Origin of the sequence: Flavobacterium sp. (genome assembly GCF_047602195.1) — a bacterium.
Lineage (GTDB): Bacteria > Bacteroidota > Bacteroidia > Flavobacteriales > Flavobacteriaceae > Flavobacterium.
In genome coordinates, this window is sequence record NZ_JASGHW010000003.1 from 283,568 (window position 1) to 301,282 (window position 17,715).

The 17,715-nt window shown below is 47.4% G+C and carries 16 protein-coding genes; 7 read left to right on the top strand and 9 right to left on the bottom strand.

Features of this window, described 5'->3' with window-relative positions:
- Position 1 precedes the first annotated feature (1 nt).
- Both QM717_RS04625 and QM717_RS04630 read left to right on the top strand, forming a co-directional pair.
- Positions 2-340, top strand: a complete 339-nt coding sequence (locus tag QM717_RS04625; protein WP_415035317.1) for a DHCW motif cupin fold protein — start codon at positions 2-4, stop codon at positions 338-340.
- A 2-nt stretch (positions 341-342) separates the two neighbouring features.
- Positions 343-702 carry a cupin domain-containing protein gene (locus tag QM717_RS04630; RefSeq protein WP_415035319.1) on the top strand — a complete coding sequence of 120 codons (360 nt, stop codon included), beginning with the start codon at positions 343-345 and terminating at the stop codon, positions 700-702.
- A gap of 24 nt (positions 703-726) precedes the next feature.
- Here QM717_RS04630 and QM717_RS04635 read toward each other — a convergent pair whose 3' ends face one another.
- Both QM717_RS04635 and QM717_RS04640 read right to left on the bottom strand, forming a co-directional pair.
- Positions 727-1,011, bottom strand: a complete 285-nt coding sequence (locus tag QM717_RS04635) for a GNAT family N-acetyltransferase (protein ID WP_415036007.1) — start codon at positions 1,009-1,011, stop codon at positions 727-729.
- Positions 1,012-1,031: 20 nt separating this feature from the next.
- Positions 1,032-1,754 carry a pirin family protein gene (locus tag QM717_RS04640; RefSeq protein WP_415035321.1) on the bottom strand — a complete coding sequence of 241 codons (723 nt, stop codon included), beginning with the start codon at positions 1,752-1,754 and terminating at the stop codon, positions 1,032-1,034.
- Between the two features lie 114 nt (positions 1,755-1,868).
- On the opposite strand from QM717_RS04640, the gene QM717_RS04645 reads away from it, so the two are divergent.
- The 3 genes from QM717_RS04645 to QM717_RS04655 all read left to right on the top strand — a co-directional run bounded on the left by QM717_RS04645 (position 1,869) and on the right by QM717_RS04655 (position 4,012).
- Complete coding sequence (locus QM717_RS04645; protein WP_415035323.1) at positions 1,869-2,531, top strand: alpha/beta hydrolase; 663 nt, start codon at positions 1,869-1,871, stop codon at positions 2,529-2,531.
- 216 nt (positions 2,532-2,747) lie between these two features.
- A complete protein-coding gene (locus QM717_RS04650; protein WP_415035325.1) occupies positions 2,748-3,647 on the top strand; it encodes a lytic transglycosylase domain-containing protein in 900 nt (299 codons plus the stop codon).
- Positions 3,647-4,012, top strand: a complete 366-nt coding sequence (locus QM717_RS04655; protein WP_415035327.1) for a sulfite exporter TauE/SafE family protein — start codon at positions 3,647-3,649, stop codon at positions 4,010-4,012. The genes QM717_RS04650 and QM717_RS04655 overlap by 1 nt, the downstream gene beginning before the upstream one ends.
- Positions 4,013-4,017: 5 nt before the next feature.
- Here the strand turns inward: QM717_RS04655 and QM717_RS04660 are convergent, their stop codons facing one another.
- The 4 genes from QM717_RS04660 to QM717_RS04675 all read right to left on the bottom strand — a co-directional run bounded on the left by QM717_RS04660 (position 4,018) and on the right by QM717_RS04675 (position 6,677).
- Positions 4,018-4,605, bottom strand: a complete 588-nt coding sequence (locus QM717_RS04660; RefSeq protein ID WP_415035329.1) for a sugar transferase — start codon at positions 4,603-4,605, stop codon at positions 4,018-4,020.
- A 2-nt stretch (positions 4,606-4,607) separates the two neighbouring features.
- Positions 4,608-5,255, bottom strand: coding sequence for a PIG-L deacetylase family protein (locus QM717_RS04665; protein WP_415035331.1), 648 nt, complete (start codon positions 5,253-5,255; stop codon positions 4,608-4,610).
- 73 nt (positions 5,256-5,328) lie between these two features.
- Positions 5,329-6,027: a TlpA family protein disulfide reductase gene (locus tag QM717_RS04670; RefSeq protein ID WP_415035333.1), complete on the bottom strand. Its 699-nt coding sequence runs from the start codon at positions 6,025-6,027 to the stop codon at positions 5,329-5,331.
- 134 nt (positions 6,028-6,161) lie between these two features.
- Positions 6,162-6,677 carry a DUF2892 domain-containing protein gene (locus QM717_RS04675; protein WP_415035335.1) on the bottom strand — a complete coding sequence of 172 codons (516 nt, stop codon included), beginning with the start codon at positions 6,675-6,677 and terminating at the stop codon, positions 6,162-6,164.
- A 724-nt stretch (positions 6,678-7,401) separates the two neighbouring features.
- On the opposite strand from QM717_RS04675, the gene rpmH reads away from it, so the two are divergent.
- Both rpmH and carB read left to right on the top strand, forming a co-directional pair.
- Entirely contained in the window at positions 7,402-7,563 is a 162-nt protein-coding gene (rpmH, locus tag QM717_RS04680) for a 50S ribosomal protein L34 (protein ID WP_091142558.1), read from the top strand.
- 292 nt (positions 7,564-7,855) lie between these two features.
- The gene (gene carB, locus QM717_RS04685) at positions 7,856-10,708 is read left to right on the top strand and encodes a carbamoyl-phosphate synthase large subunit (RefSeq protein WP_415035338.1); all 2,853 of its coding nucleotides are present in this window, start codon (positions 7,856-7,858) and stop codon (positions 10,706-10,708) included.
- A 244-nt stretch (positions 10,709-10,952) separates the two neighbouring features.
- Here the strand turns inward: carB and QM717_RS04690 are convergent, their stop codons facing one another.
- From QM717_RS04690 to QM717_RS04700, 3 genes are read right to left on the bottom strand one after another with little or no spacing between them, the layout of a single operon-like run.
- Positions 10,953-14,873 carry a T9SS type A sorting domain-containing protein gene (locus QM717_RS04690; RefSeq protein WP_415035340.1) on the bottom strand — a complete coding sequence of 1,307 codons (3,921 nt, stop codon included), beginning with the start codon at positions 14,871-14,873 and terminating at the stop codon, positions 10,953-10,955.
- A gap of 44 nt (positions 14,874-14,917) precedes the next feature.
- Positions 14,918-15,679: a LytR/AlgR family response regulator transcription factor gene (locus QM717_RS04695; RefSeq protein WP_415035342.1), complete on the bottom strand. Its 762-nt coding sequence runs from the start codon at positions 15,677-15,679 to the stop codon at positions 14,918-14,920.
- Between the two features lie 9 nt (positions 15,680-15,688).
- Positions 15,689-17,614 carry a tetratricopeptide repeat protein gene (locus QM717_RS04700; RefSeq protein WP_415035344.1) on the bottom strand — a complete coding sequence of 642 codons (1,926 nt, stop codon included), beginning with the start codon at positions 17,612-17,614 and terminating at the stop codon, positions 15,689-15,691.
- Between the last annotated feature and the right edge of the window lie 101 nt (positions 17,615-17,715).

Sequence of the window (17,715 nt, forward strand, 5' to 3'; positions counted from 1 at the left end):
AGTGGAAATCATTCCTTTCCAAACGATCAACTGGGACGAAATCCTCGAAACCGAACACATAGGTGAAACCGGCACTTCGTTTTGGAAAACCTTGCAATTCGACGGATTGCGCTTACGTTTGGTCACTTATTCTGCGGGATATTTTGCCAACCATTGGTGTCAAAAGGGGCACATCGTGCATTGTCTCGAAGGTGCATTTGTCAGCGAATTGGAAACCGGTGAAAAAATTACGCTTACCCAAGGCATGAGTTACATCGTTTCGGATGACGCGAGCTCGCACCGTTCGTTTTCGGAAAATGGAGTCAAGCTGTTAATCATCGACGGCGATTTTTTGAAATGAGTATGGAAAAGGTAAACATCAATGAAAAGCTGGCCCAGTTCAGCGACCATTGGAATCCGAGGATTGCAGGTGAACTCAATGGGCAGCATGTCAAACTCGTAAAGTTTCAAGGCGAATTCGTATGGCACCAACACGAGGACGAAGACGAAATGTTTTATGTGCTCAAAGGCGAATTCGATATGGAATTCCGCGACAAGACCGTGACGCTTCGTGAAAATGAATTCCTAATCGTGCCGCGTGGTGTCGAGCATCGGCCTGTGGCCAAAGAGGAAGTTTCGGTGATGTTGTTCGAACCGGCTTCGACCTTGAACACCGGAAATACCAGGGGTGAACTCACGCGCGACCAACTCGAAAAGCTATAAAAAAACGCCCCGAAAGGCGTTGGTTTAAATCTTAATTCCGGGCGGCAATAAATCTTTATAAGCTGGATTTTTTCTAAAAAATGCCGCGATCTTCGGAAAAATCGGAACCACGCGCAGCTTGCGTTCGTAGGCGATTTCCATGATGTTTTTGAGCAACTCGGTAATAAAATCATCGTTGCCAAAATTTTCGGGTGTGTTGATCCGCGTCAGGAAAATCTTGCGCTCCTGAAACGAATATTCCACCGTAACGGTACCTTCGGGCGCATTGACTTCAAACTGCCTGGCGAAAGTATTGTCTTTGATGTCCATTGTCATTGTTCCTTCCATGATTAATTATGTTGCATTGGTACTTCGACCAACAAGATTTTTGATTTTGAGTGGGTGTTGATTTCAAAGTTGTTGAAATCGGTGATGCCGAGGGCGTCGCGTAGCCCCAGCGTTTGGCCATCGACTTCGATTTCACCTTCGATCAAAAAAAGATACACGCCATTTCCCGGAATATTGACCTCATAGGAAATCGTTTGGCCGTTCTCGAAGATGCCCAGACTGAAAAACGTTTGTTGGTGCACCCAAAGCGCGTGACCATCGTTTTTGTCTTGTGGCGTCACAACTTTAACGAAACGGTTGATTTGGTTCTCGAGGTCGAATGACTTCTGGCCGTAACGCGGTTCGACATTTTCCTTTTCAGGAAATACCCAAAGCTGTAAAGTTTTCGCACGCTCGGTCTGGCTCGCATTCATCTCCGAATGCAAGATGCCCGTTCCGGCACTCATGACCTGCACTTCGCCGAATCGGATCACGCCTTCATTGCCCATGCTGTCGCGGTGTTTGAGACCACCCTCGAGCGGAATCGTGATGATTTCCATGTTGTCGTGCGGATGCGTCCCGAAACCGGTTCCGGCTGCGATCGTATCGTCGTTGAGCACCCGCAGCATGCCAAACTGGATGTTCTTCGGATTGAAGTAATTGCCAAAAGAAAAAGAGAAATTGGCCTGCAGCCAACCGTGGTCGGCCTTGCCTCTTTGATCGGCGGGAAAGCGCTGTGTTGTCATAATTTATTGATAAAATAAAGTTCAAACCAAAGTCGATTCGGTTGAAAAATTTACTTTTATACAAATTTCGGAATAATATTCCGTACGGCTGTTATTTATTCGTTAAAAACAATTATGGAGAAAATTCCTGTTTATTTCATGCCCGGACTGGCGGCGAGCCCAAGTATTTTTGAAAGAATCCAATTGCCCGAAGACCAGTTCGAGATGATTTTCCTTGAATGGGAAATTCCGCTCGACAATGATTCGCTTTCGGATTACGCCCAAAGGATTGCGCGAAAAATCACCAAACCCAATCCGGTATTGGTAGGCGTTTCGTTCGGTGGGATTTTGGTACAGGAAATGGCCCAATTTGTCGATGCCCGAAAGGTAATCATCATTTCGAGTGTGCGCTGTAACACCCAATTCCCTAGGCGCATGAAAGTAACCAAGGCGCTGCATGCCTACAAGCTGGTCCCAAATAACCTGGTTGATAAAATTGAAAAACTGGCCAAGTGGTCTTCGAATAAAACGGTAAAGGAACGTATGGAATTGTATGACCGGTTTTTGTCGGTGCGCGATGACCGTTATTTGCAATGGGCGATCCGCAATGTAGTCTTGTGGGACCGAAGCGAAATCGATGAAAAAGTGGTACACATCCATGGCGACGCCGACGAAATTTTCCCGATCCGCTACATCAAGAATTGCCATGTAGTGCCGGGCGGGACGCACATCATGATCCTGAACCGCTTTAGGTGGATCAATGAACATCTGCCCAAAATTATACTGGACGAAATATAGATGCGGGATCTGCGTTAGGGGTTGAAGCGGCATCCTTTTGCTGAGCTTGCGAAGCAAAAGATAGAGCGGAAGACCCGGGGTCCCGAAGCAGAAAAATGCAGTGAGGCACGAGCAATATTTTTCGCTTTCGGAAGCAACGCTAAAATTTTCCAAACCCAATTTTAATTCCTCCCCGATTTTTGTAAGTTTACCAAAACCAATTAAAATGAAATGACTATGGACTGGTTCAAAAAAACAGCCTTGACGGCATCGGTGGTGCTCACGAGCGGATTGTTGGTCTACAATTCGACCTATCAGCCCAAACCCCAAACGCAAACGCAAACGGCCGTACAACGGTTTGTGGTGCCCGACAGTATTGACTTTGCAGGCGAGCAGGCGCCTTTGAAGATAAGTGATGTGAAAGAACGTTTCGAGCGCGAATTGATTACCAATGCGAACCTCGATGCGACGACCTTGCTCATCCTCAAACGCGCGAACCGTTCGTTTCCGATCATCGAGCCGATCTTGAAGAAATACGGCGTCCCCGATGATTTCAAATACCTCGCGGTAATCGAAAGCGGACTCGTCAATGTGGTATCGCCGGCAGGCGCGCGTGGCGTGTGGCAATTCATGCCAGAAACTGCGAAAGAAAAGGGAATGGAAGTCAATGATGCGGTCGATGAGCGTTACCATCTGCAAAAATCGACCGAGGCGGCCTGTAAATATTTGCTCGACGCCAAGACGCGTTTCGGGAACTGGACATTGGCCGCGGCTTCGTACAACGGCGGCATGAACGGGGTGAACAAACAGATCGAGATGCAGAAAGTGACCAATTATTATGATTTGCTGCTGACCGAAGAAACCTCGCGTTATGTGTTCCGCATCCTGGCCTTGAAGGAAATCATGAAAAATCCGGACAAATACGGCTTCAACGTGTTGCCGTCCGATTTGTACCAAAACCTGCCGACGCGCATCGTGCCGGTGGATTCGGCGATTACCGATTTGGCCGATTTTGCCAAGACACAAGGCATCAACTACAAGATTTTGAAAATCCACAATCCGTGGTTGCGGGATAAGAAATTGATGAATCCCGGAAGGAAAAGGTATGAGATTGAAATTCCGACGAGCGGATATTGATGACGACGACGACTTTTATTATTTTGATCGGGATTGGTTTGCTGGCGGGGATGCTGAGCGGATTGATCGGGATTGGTGGCGGAATCATCATGGTGCCCATGTTGGTGCTGATCGGGTTCTCGCAGCACCAGGCGCAGGGAACCAGTTTGGCCGCATTGCTTCCGCCGGTGACCTTACTTGCGGTAATCAATTACCACCAGGCGGGAAACATCAATTGGAAATACGCGATCGTGATTTCGGTTTTTTTTATCGTGGGCAGCTACTTTGGGAGCAAGGTGGCGATCAATATCAATGAAAAAATGCTGCGCAAGATTTTTGCGGTCGTGCTGCTGCTGGTCGCGGGAAAGATGTTCTTCGGAAAGTAAAAGAATTACGCACCGGTGCGTTTGAGGATGGCCGTTACGGTTTGACACAAAATGAAAAAATCCAAGCCGAAACTTTTATGGTGCACATAGATGCGGTCGTAGAACATCATCTGTCGGATACTCGCGGCCCTGAATTTCACTTGCATCAATCCAGTAATCCCGGGCAATACCGAATGACGCATTTTTCGCGTCGCCGGTGGCAGTGCTTCCACCGATGGAATTTCGAGCGGGCGGGGACCTACGAAAGCCATTTCTCCTTTGATTACATTGACCAACTGCGGCAATTCGTCTATACTGAGCTGGCGGGCCAGACGGCCCAATTTTCCGGCAATTCGGGGATCGTTTTTTAGTACGCCCGTGGCGGCCCATGAAGCGGCAAGCACGGGGTCATTTTGCAACATTTGCTCCAATAGGAGGTTGGCGTTGGTAACCATCGTCCGCAATTTGAGGATCTCGAAAGGTTGGCCATTTTTGCCTTCGCGGGTTTGTCTGTAGAACATAGGGCCTGGATACTGCCATTTGATGAGCAAGGCAAAGGCCAGCACAATCGGGAAAGTGAAAACGATCAATAACGCGGCTGCAATTCTGGACATGGTTACAAAAAATATCTTACTATGGTATAGGCTTCCGCATACTTAGATCCGGTTTGGCTTCCGCGGTAGCGCATTTGCCATTCGAGGTCGTCCGGCGTGCGTCCCGGAAAAATTTCCGTTTGGTAATGGGACATGGCCATTTTTTTGTTGCCGTTGTCGGTTTCATCAAGCAGCACAAAGCAATTGGGATTGAAGGTGTTCTCGAAACCTTGTTCGGTAGAGGTAGGGATTTCAAAACACATTACTGTTTTGGCAGTACGAAAAGGTCTTGTGGCCAATTCCACCGCTTTGGCTATCGATTGATGGGCATGGTGTATGTCGCCTTTCCAGTGGCACAGTACCAGATCGGCCCAAGCGACATGCTCACTAATGGACTTTGCGATTTTTTGAATATTTGATGAAGCGAGTTCATCGCTGATCAAGTCGTCTAAAATAACAGGAGTTGCACCCAATTGTTTGCAGGCCAGTTTGAAATGGTCGATTTCATCCAACCAACTGTCGGTTTTTCTTTCATTGGTACGCTTAAGCGGTAAAACCACTTTGCAATCTGCGCCCAATCGGGAGGCTTTGCTCAATAATCCGCCGCAGCCAAGGGTTTCGTCATCGGGGTGTGCAATAACGGCAATAATTTTTTTGTCTTTCAATTCCAATATCCGAACATGTTTGTGTTGATTCCGGATTAAAGTTAAAAGATTTTTTCGGGTTTGAAAATTGTTCAAGCAATTATTCGGTGACTGACGCCAATTGCGTGACAGCGGTTTGTTGTTTGTCGAGAAAAATATCAAGCCGTTCGTTGAACAGGCGGTAGTTCATTTCAAAAGCGACCTTGTTGCTCGTCCTGGGCGGAAGTGTGATGCCGCCGCGCTTGATGTCGACTACTTCGAGATTGCTGTTCAAATAATACGAAGTCGGGAAACCGAGCGTGTGTTTTAAGGTCGCTACAATTCTTGCGTCGTTTTTGTACGATTCATTCGCATAACAGACTTTGATTTTGTTGTTGAATTTGCGCGCAATCTTTTTGGTGTCGCTTTTGGTGTCCCAAAACACCGCGATGAATTGGACTTCTTTGTCGTATTTGCGGACCAGTTTATTGAGCGCTTGGATTTCACCTTTGCCGATGACGCACCAGGAAGAATAAGTGATGATGAAAACCGGTTTCTTGAGTTTGCTGAGTTTCACCTTGCGGCTGTTGACCGACTTAAAGGAGTAATCGTCAAATTTAGACCCGACGAGCTTGTTCTTGACCAATGAATCGAAAAGCGCCTGACCGGCTTGGATGTCTCCAGTTTCAAAAGCCTTGTCGCTGTCGTTGTTGTACTTTTTGATGTTGCTTTTAATGGCGTCGGAGAAGTAAACCACTTTGTCTTGGGAGAAGGAAGACTGAAACAACAAAACGGTTAAAAGAAGTATTATTAATCTCATAATTTGTTAATTTATTGATTAATATGTAACAATATTAACAAATTAAATCATACGAAATTCAAACCGTCCGAAATTTAACATAAAAAAGCCATTCGTTTAGGAATGGCTTAATGGTTTGGTAAACTGAATTTTACCTACATTTTCTTCATCTGCTCCTTCATCATCGTGATCTGATCCTTGAGCATATTGTGTTTGTCGAGTTTCTTGGCTTCGTTCAAAAGGTTGGTCGCTTCGAGTTTTCTTCTGCGGGTTAAGGCTACTCCGGCGAGGTTCAGTTTGGCCACGGCCATGTCCATGTCCATTGACAATCCGAGCTCGACGGCTTTTTTGAAATACTTCTCGGCCTGGATCAAATTCGTTTGCGAATTCATGATGCCGTGCAGGTAATTAAAGTAGCCTTGTTGTTTTCTGACCAAAGCCGTTTCGGGATTTTTGATGTAGGCCAGCCATTTCTGTGCGCCCGCGAAATCCTGTTTGCGGAGACGTAAAAAAGCGAGCAAAATAAATTCGTTCTTGAAGTAAAGGAAAATCGGGATCGCCGAGAGCAAAATCAGGAAAATCCCGTTGCCGATGTTGTTTTCGGCCATTTGCCAAATGCCGGTAATGATGATGAGTGCGGCTAATATGAGTTTGATAAATCTGTGAAACATTTTTTTGTGTTTTTGCGGGGCAAAGGTACATTATCTTCTTTTGTCTCGCAACAAAAGAAGCAAAAGTGCGTAGCTCTCAAATTAGAATCTCAAAAACTACCTCAAAGCTGGCTGCGCATGCCAAGCCGTTCGCCTTGCCGGCTCAACTCCAGGCATGCTCGCTAGCGCTTTCTCGCTGTTTTTTACGATTCTAATTTGAAGTCGGACTAGTTAGGAACTGCCTAATTTATTTTTGGCTTTCTGACGAAGCGCCAAAAATCCTACTAAGAACATTCCTCGAGAATTCGACGATTTTCTGTCCCAAGCGAAGATAGATTTTCAATTACCAACAAGTGTTCTTCGTGAGGCCGCGCGCTTTGATTGTGGCAGGCGGGCACCTGCTTTTCGAAGATTCGTAGAAATGAAATGCTGTTTGAGCGAAGCGAGTTCATTTCATTTCCGAATCGAGAAAATAGCAGGTCGCCGAACGATTGCGCGCCAGGCATTTTTGCTACTTTTGTTGCCAGACAAAAGTAGGCCCTCGCGGCAGCGATAGCCCCGATAGCAGTGGAAATCCTTTTGCGGAGTTTACGAAGCAAAAGATTGAAACGAATAGCGGGAAAAAGCTTCGAAAAAATAATTTTAAAAACCACTTGCCAACAAAAAAAAACTTCCTATATTTGCACCCGGTTTAACACAAAACCAATCTCGCACTAAGATTAATAAGATTTAAAGACATAAAGCAATGAGCAAAAGAACGTTTCAACCATCGAAAAGAAAAAGAAGAAATAAACACGGTTTTATGGACAGAATGGCGACTGCGAATGGAAGAAAAGTGCTCGCGCGTCGTCGTGCCAAAGGACGTCACAAATTGACTGTTTCATCTGAGCCAAGACACAAAAAATAATGTTCGATAAGAGCATAAAACAAGGCGTTACTTCGATTAGTACCGCCTTTTTTTATATCTTGTTGCGAAATATTTAGGAGCTATTTCCCGCTTTTCGCTCTATCTTTTGCTTCGTAAACTCCGCAAAAGGATGCCGCTGCAATCGGGGCTAGAATTAGAAAATTAGAAAATTGGTCAATTAGAAAATGATTGGTAAAACACAATTTTCAACGCAAAACAAAAATTATCTAATTTTCTAATTGACTCATTATCTAATTAAACAATACAACTAAAAAACAACTAACTACATACAATGCCAAAAGACAATTCCATCAAATCGGTTCTCATTATAGGTTCAGGTCCCATTGTGATTGGGCAGGCGTGCGAATTCGATTATGCCGGTTCGCAATCGGCGCGTTCGATCCGCGAGGAAGGCATCGAGGTCATCCTGATCAACTCGAATCCCGCAACAATCATGACCGACCCATCGATGGCCGATCACGTATACCTCAAACCGCTTACGACCAAATCGATCATTGAGATTTTAAAGGAACATCCGCAAATCGACGCAGTGCTCCCGACCATGGGTGGCCAAACGGCGCTCAACCTTTGCCTCGAAGCCGATGAAAAAGGCATCTGGGAAGATTTCAACGTCAAACTGATCGGGGTAGACGTCAATGCCATCAACATCACCGAAGACCGCGAGCAGTTCAAGCAATTGCTCGAGCGCATCGGCGTTGGGGCGGCGCCGGCCAAGACCGCGACCTCATTTTTAAAAGGCAAAGAAATCGCGCAGGAATTCGGATTTCCACTCGTGATCCGTCCATCGTTTACGCTCGGCGGAACCGGTGCGGCTTTCGTTCACAAAAAAGAAGATTTCGACGAATTGCTCACGCGCGGTCTCGAAGCTTCGCCGATTCACGAAGTCTTGATCGACAAGGCTTTGCTGGGTTGGAAAGAATATGAATTGGAATTGTTGCGCGACAAGAACGACAACGTCGTCATCATCTGTTCGATCGAAAACATGGACCCGATGGGCATCCATACCGGCGACTCGATTACGGTGGCCCCGGCGATGACTTTATCGGATTCGACCTTCCAGAAAATGCGCGACATGGCGATTCTGATGATGCGCTCGATCGGAAATTTTGCGGGCGGATGCAACGTACAGTTTGCCGTTTCGCCTGATGAAAAAGAAGATATTGTCGCCATTGAAATCAACCCGCGCGTATCGCGTTCATCGGCGCTCGCGTCGAAAGCGACGGGTTACCCGATTGCCAAAATCGCGTCTAAACTCGCGCTCGGTTATACGCTCGACGAACTCCAAAACCAGATCACCCAATCGACTTCGGCCTTGTTCGAACCGACTTTGGACTACGTCATCGTCAAAATCCCACGTTGGAATTTCGACAAATTCGAAGGTTCCGACAGGACTTTGGGCTTGCAGATGAAATCGGTGGGCGAGGTGATGGGCATCGGACGTTCGTTCCAGGAAGCATTGCACAAGGCGACCCAATCGCTTGAAATCAAACGCAACGGTATCGGTGCCGACGGCAAAGGCTACAAGAATTACGAGCAGATCATCGAAAAACTGACCTATGCGAGCTGGGACCGTGTGTTCGTCATCTACGATGCGATCCAGATGGGCATCCCGCTTTCAAGAATCCACGAAATCACCAAAATCGACCTATGGTTCCTCAAGCAATACGAGGAATTGTACCTGATCGAAAAGGAAATATCCCAATACAAAGTCGACACTTTGCCGCGCGAACTGTTGCTCGAAGCCAAACAGAAAGGCTACGGCGACCGCCAGATCGCACACATGATGGGCTGTCTCGAAAGCCAGGTGTACAAACTGCGAGAGACGATGAACATCAACCGCGTGTACAAACTCGTTGATACCTGTGCTGCCGAATTCAAGGCGCAAACCCCTTACTATTATTCGACCTTCGAAGCCGAAATCGAAACCGCAGACGGCAAGAAATTCGTCGCCAACGAAAGCGTGGTGACCGATAAGAAAAAAGTCGTCGTGTTGGGCTCTGGCCCGAACCGCATCGGGCAAGGGATCGAATTTGATTATTCGTGTGTGCACGGCGTATTGGCGGCCAAAGAATGCGGCTACGAAACCATCATGATCAACTGCAACCCCGAGACGGTTTCGACCGATTTCGATACGGCCGATAAACTGTATTTCGAGCCGGTATTCTGGGAACACATTTACGACATCATCCGTCACGAAAAACCCGAAGGCGTCATCGTACAGCTCGGTGGACAGACCGCTTTGAAACTGGCCGAAAAATTGTCGAAATACGGCATCAAGATCCTCGGTACTTCATTCGATGCGCTCGATTTGGCCGAAGACCGCGGACGATTCTCGGAACTCTTGACCGAACTCAAAATCCCATTTCCGAAATTTGGGGTAGCCGAGAATGCCGACCAGGCTTCGGCTCTTGCAGACGTTTTGGATTTCCCGTTACTCGTACGTCCGTCGTACGTTTTGGGCGGCCAAGGCATGAAAATCGTCATCAACAAACAGGAACTCGAGGAGCACGTCATCGATTTGCTCAAAAATATTCCGGGCAACAAATTGCTTTTGGACCACTATCTTGACGGTGCAATCGAAGCCGAAGCCGATGCGATCTGCGATGGCGAGAACGTCTACATCATCGGGATCATGGAGCACATCGAGCCGTGCGGCATCCACTCGGGCGATTCGAATGCGACCTTGCCGCCGTTCAACCTCGGTGAATTCGTGATGCAGCAGATCAAGGACCATACGAAGAAAATCGCTTTGGCACTCAGAACAGTCGGATTGATTAACATTCAGTTCGCGATCAAGGACGATACGGTGTACATCATCGAAGCCAACCCACGTGCGTCGCGTACCGTTCCGTTTATCGCCAAAGCCTATGGCGAACCGTATGTGAATTATGCGACCAAGGTCATGCTCGGCGAGAAAAAAGTCACCGATTTTACCTTCAACCCACAGCTCAAGGGCTATGCGATCAAGCAACCGGTGTTCTCATTCAGTAAATTCCCGAATGTCAATAAGGCGCTCGGGCCGGAAATGAAATCGACGGGCGAGAGCATCTTGTTCATCGATGACCTCAAGGACGACCAGTTCTACGAGTTGTATTCGAGAAGGAAAATGTACCTGAGCAAGTAATAACAACAAAAAAATCCCCGGAATGACTCGGGGATTTTTTATTGCTCAAATTTTTAAAACTTTGAAGATGATCGGTTCCTGTTCAGGTTCCGTTTCCTCATACATAACGGTGGAAAGATAGTTAAAAAAATCCCAACAAATCCAATCGAATTCTAATCCAAAACCGGCGAATTCTCATTCAAACCTACAAAAAGGCCCCGGATGTACCGAGGCCCTTTCAACCAATTTTTGAAATCTAAACTTACTACTCCTTGATTATTTTCTCGACGCGCTTGCCTTTCTCGGTCGTGATCCTGGCAAAATAGATGCCGGTCGACTGACCTGAGATGTCGAGGCGTATTTGTTTTTTGTTTTCGATCGAAGTTTGCAGCAATCTTCCTTGAATGTCAAACAACTCTACCGATTTGATTGCGCTGTCGCAACTGATGTTGACAAAATCGCTGGCCGGGTTCGGGTGCAAGACCACACTTTGGTCGAGCGTGAATTCCGGGGTGCTCAAAGTAGAGAAAGTCGTCCGGGCCGTGTTGGTCTCTACTGGTGCATTGTAATCGAAATAGATGTTGGCCGTGTTCTCGGCGATGCTGCCATTTTCGAGTGTTGGCAAGGTCTTGACTTTGAACAGGATCGTTCCGTGTCCGCCTACCGGTGGATCGCCCGCTACCGGTGCCAAATTGATGTTGCGGAAAATGAATTCCACCACATTGCCGCGGATGGCCGCCTGCATTTCGTGCGAGGCATACATGACTTGCAAAGAGTTGATGTCGAACGTGTTGGTGTCGATGACGTCTTTGACAATGACGTTGACCGCTTCGGCCGTACCGAGGTTTTCGAAATTGATTGTGTAGTGCAGGTATTGCCCGATCTGCTCGGTCGAAACCGTATCGCCTTCAAGACAGGTCTTGTCGTTCGGGTCAAATGGACCGACCACGGTTTGGTTCAATGAAAAGTCATTGTCGGCAGGGGTTTCATCTCCCGAAACCGGTGTCACCGTTGCCGAGAAAACGAGCAAATCTCCATTGTTGACCGGTGGCGTTTCCACAGGCGAATTGACATTGAAAATCACGTGGATGCTGCGCGTTTCAAAAGGCAACAGTCCGCTGTAAGACCAAGTCAGGTTACCGCCTGCCTGGCTTTGTTCGGTTGGGTCGGCCGAAATGAAATCGATCTTGTCGTCTTCAAAAGTGAGTGTGATGTCGCCTGAAAGCGTTTGGTTTCCTTTGTTTTTATAAACGACTTTGTATTCTGCGTCAAAACCGGGACGGGCAGGGCCAACCGGTGAGATGGCTACTTCTACATCCGGATGGTTGCCGTTGGGTGACAAACAGAAACTCTGCGCACTCACATTGTTGTTATTGTTCGGGAAGTTGATTGCAGCGCTCGCCGGCGAAATGTTGAAAGCCGAGGCGTTTTCGATGTTAGGGAAAATAGTGTAATTGCCCGCTTCGGTATAGAACGTACAATTGCCGTTAAGATCGGTGAAGGCACTTCCGGTGTTGCCGAAATTATCGGTGATGTCGATGCGGATGTTCGGGTGCAATGGATCGTTGAGGTTGCAGCCGTTGTTGTTGCCATCGAAAATCGTCGTCCCCATGACGGTATTGTGCGGACCGCCCGGTGTGAATGAACAATAAGAGTTGCTTACGGTAGAGGTCATGCCCCACACATTCAATTGCGATTGCACACTGCCCGCTTGCATGTCGTCTACGCAGATGTAAGTTAGCGTTGGGTTGTTTGAGGCATTGAAATTGGTCTCGTAACTGCCGTTCTTCATGTTCAAGGTCGTCAGCAGATTGTTGTTGCAAAGGAAGTCGGTCAATCTTGGCAACATACTCACGTCGAGTGTAGTGATGGCGTTGTTGTTGCAGGCCAGTACACGGAAATTTTCTGCAGCGGCTGGCGTCAGGCCAGTGATGCTGTTGGAACGGCAATCTAGCGACTCGAGGTTGGCCAAGCTACTGATGTCGAGTGCGGTCAAGTTGTTGTTGCTGCAGCTCAAGCTCCTGAGCAATGGCAGGTTGTTGACGCTCAAGTTGGTCAACGCATTGAAATCGCAGGACAATTCATACAGGTTGGTCAATGTGCCCAGGTCCAGATTGATCAGGTTGTTGCCGGTGCAATTGAGGTGCTGCAGGTTGGACAATGCATCTACGGTAAGTGTCGTCAGGCCGTTGCCCGAACATTGCAGATAGGCCAGATTGGACAAATGATTGACATTCAAAGTTCCCAACGGGTTGTTGTTGGTAATCAGCGTGAACAGGTTGGGCATGTTGTCCACATTGAGGTCGGTCAATTCGTTGTTGTCGCAAATCAAAGAGGTGATCAAGTTCAATCCGCTCAGGTCGAGTGTTTCGAGGTTGTTGTTGGAACAGGTCAATTTGGTCAGGTTCGGCATGTCTACCACGGTCAGCGTCTCGATTTGGTTGTTGGCACAGTTCAATTCGGTGATGTTGACCAATCCGGTCATGTTCAAATTCGACAGGCTGTTGTTGCTGTAATTGAGGTGCGTCAAATCGGTCAAACCAATCAAATCAAGGCTCGTCAATAAATTGTACGAACAATCCAACTGCGTCAAGTGTGTCAAGCCGTTGACCACCAAGGTCGGGATGTTGTTTTTCGAGCATTTGAGCTGTTCCATTTGCGTCAACCCGTTCACATCAAGCGAGGTAATCGTGTTGCCCAAGGCACCCAATATCCCGTTGAACATATAGTTCGAGCAGTCGAGGTACTTCAGGTTCGTCAAACCGGACAGTGCCAACGAAGGAATTTGGTTCCCCACGATATCGGTCGAGGCATTGTTCGAACAATCGAGGAATTCGAGTTGCGTTAATCCCGCGATGTTCAGGGCCGTCAATTTGTTGTTGTTGCAATTGAGGTATTTGAGGTTCGGCGTATCGGCCAGATTAAGCGTCGTTACCTTGTTCATCCCCAAATCGAGATTGGTCAGCGCGGTCAATCCGGTCAGGCTCAAGGTCGTCAGTTTGTTGTTGCGGCAAATCAATTCGCTGAGGTTGGTCAACCCGTTCAAACTGAGTGTTGTCAATTGGTTGTTGAAGCAATTAACCGATTTGAGGTACGTGGTGCCGGTGGCATTGATCGTCAGGCTCGTCAGGTTGTTCTGGTACAACATTAGGTCAGTGTTGGCATTCATTCCGCTCACATTCACGGTCACGGTCGTATTGGGCAAGGTAAGGAAAATGCTTTGCGCATTCGGGAATCCGTTCAGCGTCAAGACCGTGTTCGAACCCGCGTATTGGAACCCTGCGAGCGCGGTCGTATTGAGTGCGTTGATGACAGCGTTGTTCGGAAGATACGAACATTCCAGACTGTTCAGGTTGGTCAACCCATTCAGGTTCAGTACCGGAATATTGTTTTCCCCGCAGCTTAAAAATTCCAATGGCGTATTTTGGCTCAAATCGAGGCTGGTCAGATGGTTGTAAAAAACATTGAGCGATTCGAGGTTGGCCAGGGACGAAACGTTCAGGCTGGCCAATTCATTGTTGTTGGCTTCGAGGATCTGGAGGTTGGTCATGCCGGTCAAATCGAGTGCCGGCAATTTATTGCTGCTGCACATCAGGATCGAAACTTGGGACAATCCTGCCACATTGAGGCTTGTTAACAGATTGCTTTGGCAAAGCAACAATATCAGGCCCGGGGAATGCGTCATGTCAAGGCTTGTCAACCGGTTGCTGGAGCAGCTCAGTCTAACAAGATTGGTCAGGTTCTCCAAACCGGTGATGCTGGTCAGGCGGTTGCTGTCACACGAAAATTGTGTCAGGTTGGTCAGTGCGCTCACGTCAATCGTTTGCAGGAAATTGGCACTGCAATTCAATTGCGTCAAATTGGTCAACGCACTCAAATCGAGGTTGAAGATGATGTTGCCGCTGCATTCCAAATGCGTCAAATTCGTAAAACTCGACAACCCGGTCGGGTTAATGACGTTGGCTTGCAAAAACCGGAGTCGGTAAACGGCCAAAGCCTCACTCTGTTGGATTTCACCATCGTTGTTGGTATCGATTTTCATGTTATTCCCCGATGCATTCATCGCGATGTTGTTGGTCACATCGGCCTCGAGCAATTTCGCCTTGAAATTGGCGTCAGGGATATTCACGATCTGCGCCTGCGCCGTTCCGGCCAAAAGCAGCAGCAAGAATACTATTCTTTTCATTTTTGTTATTTTACTTAGCGTGTTCATAATTTCTTTTTTTGGGGTTAAAGCGACCGGATCAATTCCTGCAACTTTTCTTTTTTGCTCTGCGCGATCGGGATGTGCGTGTTGTCGGCCATGATCACATAGCCACCATCGTTCTTGATGTACGATTTGAGATAGGACAAATTGATCAAATGCGATTGGTGGATCCTTTCAAAACCATGCTCGGTCAACAATTCTTCATATTCCTTGAGCGTCCTCGAGATCAAAATCGGTTTGTGATTTTTGATGAAGAATTGGGTGTAATTGATTTTCGCCTCGCAACGGATGATGTCGGCCACGTCAAACAAATGGATGCCGTCGCTGGTCGAGAGCGCAATCCGTTTGTAGTTGTCGACTTTCTTGCGGATGTTCTCGAGCAACAAATCGATGTGTTCGAACGAACTGTTCTTGCCGACGGCTTCCTTGATCTTGGCGATCGTCTGCTGCAATTCCTCAAAATCGACGGGCTTGAGCAAAAAGTCGAGCGCGCTGAATTTGAACGCCTTGACCGCATATTGCTCATGCGCCGTGATGAACACGATGTGCGCGTTGATTTTGCCGGTCGCCTGTTTGAGGCGCTCCAAAATGTCAAACCCGGTTCCATCGGTCAAATGGATGTCGAGGAAAATCACCTGCGGCCGTAGTTTCTCAATGGCTTCGATTCCTGTCTTGACACTGTCGGCTTCCCCGATAATGGCAATGTCGTTCGTGTATCGGTCCAAAAGACCTTTCAAACCGGTTCTCAAATGTTGGTCGTCGTCGACTAATAAAGCTGTAATCATAATTGGGGTTTATTGGATATATTGGATGGGCAAACGCAACGTTACTCGTGTACCCGATTGGTTTTCTCTTTCTGCAATGTCAATTTGTGCCGATTTGGACGTGGTCGATTCCATGATTTCCAAACGTTTTCTCGTGATCTCAAGCGCCATCGATTTGTGCGCGGTCACCGAATTTTCCTTTAAATTTTTCGATTCCGACAAACCGATGCCGTCGTCGGTCACCGTGCACAGCAATTGGCCGTTCTGCACATCAAAATGCACTTCGATTTTACCGATGCCGTCCTTTGGGACCAAGCCGTGCAGAATCGCATTTTCCACGAACGGCTGGATCAGCAACGGTGGCAATCCCATGTTGAATTCGACTTTGTCGCTCGATTCCAGCGTGAAGTCAAATTTGTGGTTGAAACGCAATTGTTCGAGCTCGAGGTAGTTGCGCAAACTTTCGATTTCCTTGTCGATCGGAATCAGCGACCCTTTCGAATATTCAAGCGTGAGTCGCATCAGTTTCGAAAATTTCGACAAATATTTGAGCGCCGAATCGGTGCCGTTCTGCACAATGAAACTCGAAATCGCACCGAGACAGTTGAACACGAAATGCGGATTCATTTGCAAATGCAACGCTTTCTGTTCGTATTCGGCGACTTCCTTCTGCAGCGTCAATCGGCGTTTGACCTGCATTCGGTTGTAAATCACTAAGATGAGCCCGATCAACAGTATGGTTCCCAAAATCGCAAAAATCGTAAACTGTGTCTGGCGTTTGTTCTTTTCGTTGAGCAGCGCTTCCTTTTGCTTGTATTCGAAATTCATTTCGGCCAAGGCGAATTTCTTGTTCATTTCTTGATTGGTGATGCTGTCGCGCGCCGCGATGTAATTCTTGTAATGCTCGAGCGATTTGGCCGGGTCGCCGAGGAAATTGTACAGATCGCTCACGAGTTTTTCCGAATGGTACGTCTGGTCGAGTACGCCTATTTCTTTGGCATAGGCGAGCGATTTCTGCGCAAACGGCATCGCTTCGGCATATTGTTTCTGGCCGGCATGCAGTTTCCCGATATTGTACAGCGCCAACGATGCCCCGAATTTGTTCTGCATCGCATCATACAATTCGGTAGACTTCTGGTAAAAATCGAGCGCCAACCGGAAATTCAATTGTTTGCTGTAATAATCGCCCATGTAATTGCTCACGAGCGCCAATCCGTATTTGTTTCCGTTTTCCTCGAACAATATCTTGGCCTGGTTGTAATATTGGATGGCTTCTTGGTCTTGCCGGGTCTCGAAATAGATGACACCAATGTTGGTCAATGTAACGGCTTCATTCTGTTCACCGATTTCGCGTTGGATTTTGTGCGCGCGCTTGAAATATTCGAGTGCTTTGGGGTAATTGAGCTGCGCCTTGTAAACAATCCCAATGTTGTTGAGCGCTTTGGAAATGTTGACTTTCTGTCCGACTTCCTCATACAATTTGAGCGCTTTCTGGTAATTCTCGAGCGCCATGTAATAGTTGCTCTGTTGCGAATACACAATGCCTTCGCTCGCAAAGGCACGTGCCAGCCCGTTCTTGAAAGACTTCTCATTTGGATTTTCCTCGACCAGGCTTTCATACAAACGCTGCGCTTTTTTGAAATGCAACAAGGCTTCGTCGAGTTTCCCGATGATGATTGCTACGTTTCCTTTATTGATCTGCGCGTTGGCGATTCCAAATCCGTAGTTGATTTTAGCCGAAAGCGAGCCGGCCATATCAGCATAGAAAGTCGTCGAATCGGGGTTGCTCGAGGCAAATTGGCTGGCCAGGTGGTTGTAGATGTTCGCCTTGGCCGTATCGGTCTTCGCCACACGCAAAACGCGTCTGAGGCTGTCGGCCTCGGTATTTTGCGCAAGGGCCAAACTGCTGGCGCCGAATGCGAAAATGAGTATGGCTTGGTGTAACGGACTTTTCAAAACGAGGTGCTTTAAGTTATCTGCAACAAATGTAAATGATGTTTGCCATTCAAAAGTAACCCACTTATTATTTGTGACCTTCGGGTTATTATTTAATTGAT